Raw genomic sequence first — 2,797 nt, 5'->3', positions numbered from 1 at the left:
CTGATCAGATCGTAGGTTCTGGATTTAGTTCCACTGAATTACGCAACAAAGCCCATAAATTGAGCCATAAATCACCTTTCCATTATGAATTTATATGTATAATGATAAACTTAATCATCAAGGTTATAAGTGATTAATTTAAGGTGCCAACAAAGTACCATCATATTAATTTTAAAACTAAAAAATATTTAGGAGTATTATGAAACGTTTGAATTTAATAGGAATTTTAGTAACATCAGTTTTAATATCTAGATCAGTTTTAGCTAGCGATACACTGCAAGAAGGTATAAACATTCCCGTTGGTGAATCAATACATATAATGAGTGATATGGTTGATAATTCAGACTTGGTTTATATAAATGCAAAGTATTGGTTAGAATCAGGAATTTATTCAAATGGCATTGAAAATGCAATTGATTTAATTGTAAATAATGGTTATCGTTATCTGGTTGATTTTAGTGAAATAGAAGGAAATAAAGAAAAAATAAAGGCAAAACATGTCTTTAGAAAGGTATTTGGTATTTCATTGGAATCTGATTATATTGCAATAACTGAACATAACCATAACGTTATGTTTACAGAGATCAAGGATAGATATGACACAAATATCCCAATTTTGAGTAAACCTGCACCAAAAAGGCAAAAACGTTCAACATCAAACACCCCAGTAGTACACTCACCGGTACCGAGTATTTCTAGATATTATAATGCGACTAAACAAATTACTGATTCTGAATGTGATATCACTTGGAACACCCAATTAGGAGATAGATCGCGGCATCTTTGTAAAAATGCTAACATTTCGCTTGTTTATAAGATAAACATGCAACGCTCCCTTGCGTTCGGAACAATCGGCTCAGCAACGCCTGATGCTAAAATAGTAAGAGTTGGCATTGATGATTCAACCACTGGCGCAGGGATTAGTCTAAACCCTGAAATATATTCGATGTACTTAGCCTCAAGAGGCATTGTTTGGCCAAGTGGTGGGATTGAATCTGAATGGGTGTCATCCGCAATAGCACAAAACTATACGTTTGAAATGATGGCATCAAATAATAAAACAAGTATTTTAAGAACCATTCCAGCAACAAATTTAAATGTAAATTATGATAAGAAGGAAGTATCAACTTTTCAATTTGGTATTGGAGGTGATGTTGGTGCAGATAAAACATCACCCAAAATTAGTCTAAATGCCAACGCGTCATGGACAGAATCCAAGTGGTTATCATATAAAACATTTGATTATGCGGTAACGAAATCGTCAAAAAGCCCTCAACATGTATCTTTCAAATGGTCTAGAGAGCAATATAATTCACCACATGCGATACAAAAAGATGAATCGCCATATGGAGTAACAGTCAGAAAAAATTATTTTGGGAGGTTACACTTAATCAATCCAATAGGGTACGCAAACTTCACACCCAAAATGGAAGTAATCTATTATTCTGAACCTGCGACCACAGGGACAACAGACATTAGTATATCCTCATCGGTTGGAATTACTGGGTATCGTTATTATTCAGAAATCCCATCTTGGGAAGTCCTAAGATATTATTATCCTAATGAAAAAGACTTTAAAATTAAAAATGTAAAAAAAGATATTAAATTCACTGTTGATTGGGATAATCCTGTATTTATTGGCGGAAAGCCGGTTAATTTACAATTGGGTAAATTTAACAATAAATGTGTAAGTGTTAATAAAAACCTCAGTGTTAATTCTGATACTTGTAATATATCCGAACTAAAGCAGTCATTTATTTTCGATACACTTAATCGATATCAGAGTACAAGCCAACCAGGTATGTGCTTGGATGCTAGTAACATTAAAAAAGTCAGCCCTTGCAGTTTAAAGCGAACACAAAGATGGAAATGGATAGATGACAAAGATGAACTAGAGAATTCATTTACTGGAAGTAGCCTTGGTTATACTGTAAATGAAGGAGAAATTAAATTAATTCCGAAAGAGAAAAAAGCTGAGGATAATATCAACTCAGTTTCAATGTTCTCGTCATACACGGATATATTTAATATGTGACATTTTTTCCCTTGAGAGTAATAACTCAAGGTTATTAAACTTACGAGTACTAAAATACGGTTCTGTCGCAAATCTAGTTAGAGGTGTGACAGGCCAACCGGCTTTGTTGCGTAATTCAATGGAACTAAATCCAGAACCTACGCTCTGCTCAGCTACATTCACTCCCTCTCGTAGCCCTATGCCTAAACCTCGTTATAAAACAACCAACTGGAAGCAATACAATCAATCACTCATTAACCGTGGCTCTCTGACCTTTTGGATTGATGAAGAGGCGATAAGCGGGTGGGCGCAAAGCAAACAGAATAAGCGCGGGAGGCCACGTCGGTTCAGTGATTTAGCTATTACGACAGCACTCATGGTGAAACGAGTTTTTTCTATGCCACTGAGAGCGCTGCAAGGATTTATCGACTCGATATTTAGGTTAGCCCATGTGCCGTTAAGTTGTCCGCATTACACCTGCATCAGTCGTAGAGCCAAGCAAGTTGAGGTCTCATTTAAGACTAAAGCGAGAGGAGCGATACAACACCTAGCCATTGATGCAACTGGCCTTAAGGTTTATGGCGAAGGTGAATGGAAAGTCAAAAAACACGGGACGGATGGCAAGCGTAGAGTCTGGCGAAAGCTTCATATTGCCGTCGATACAAGCACTCATGAGATCATTGCCGCCGAGCTAAGTTTATCAACGGTTACAGATGGTGAAGTACTCCCGAACCTACTGAAACAAACACGTCGAAGCATCCTTGAGGTGTCTGGTGATGGCGC

Annotated in this window: 2 protein-coding genes; both read left to right on the top strand. The window is 36.8% G+C overall.

What is annotated here, in order from left to right; all coding sequences use genetic code 11:
* The first annotated feature begins 199 nt into the window (after positions 1 to 199).
* Positions 200 to 2,035 carry a leukocidin family pore-forming toxin gene (locus tag AB4180_RS21670; RefSeq protein ID WP_017100264.1) on the top strand — a complete coding sequence of 612 codons (1,836 nt, stop codon included), beginning with the start codon at positions 200 to 202 and terminating at the stop codon, positions 2,033 to 2,035.
* A gap of 178 nt (positions 2,036 to 2,213) precedes the next feature.
* The coding region (locus AB4180_RS21665; RefSeq protein ID WP_372081982.1) for an IS5 family transposase at positions 2,214 to 2,797 on the top strand (584 nt) is incomplete at its 3' end.

The organism is Vibrio sp. 10N.286.49.C3, from assembly GCF_041469545.1.
Taxonomy (GTDB): domain Bacteria; phylum Pseudomonadota; class Gammaproteobacteria; order Enterobacterales; family Vibrionaceae; genus Vibrio; species Vibrio tasmaniensis_A.
The sequence above is the reverse complement of the archived record's forward strand: the minus strand, read 5'-3'. Positions and strand labels throughout refer to the sequence as shown.

Excerpts from the sequence above, each read along its gene's own strand:
- AB4180_RS21670 (WP_017100264.1), top strand. The coding sequence starts at position 200 with ATGAAACGTTTGAATTTAATAGGAATTTTAGTAACATCAGTTTTAATA.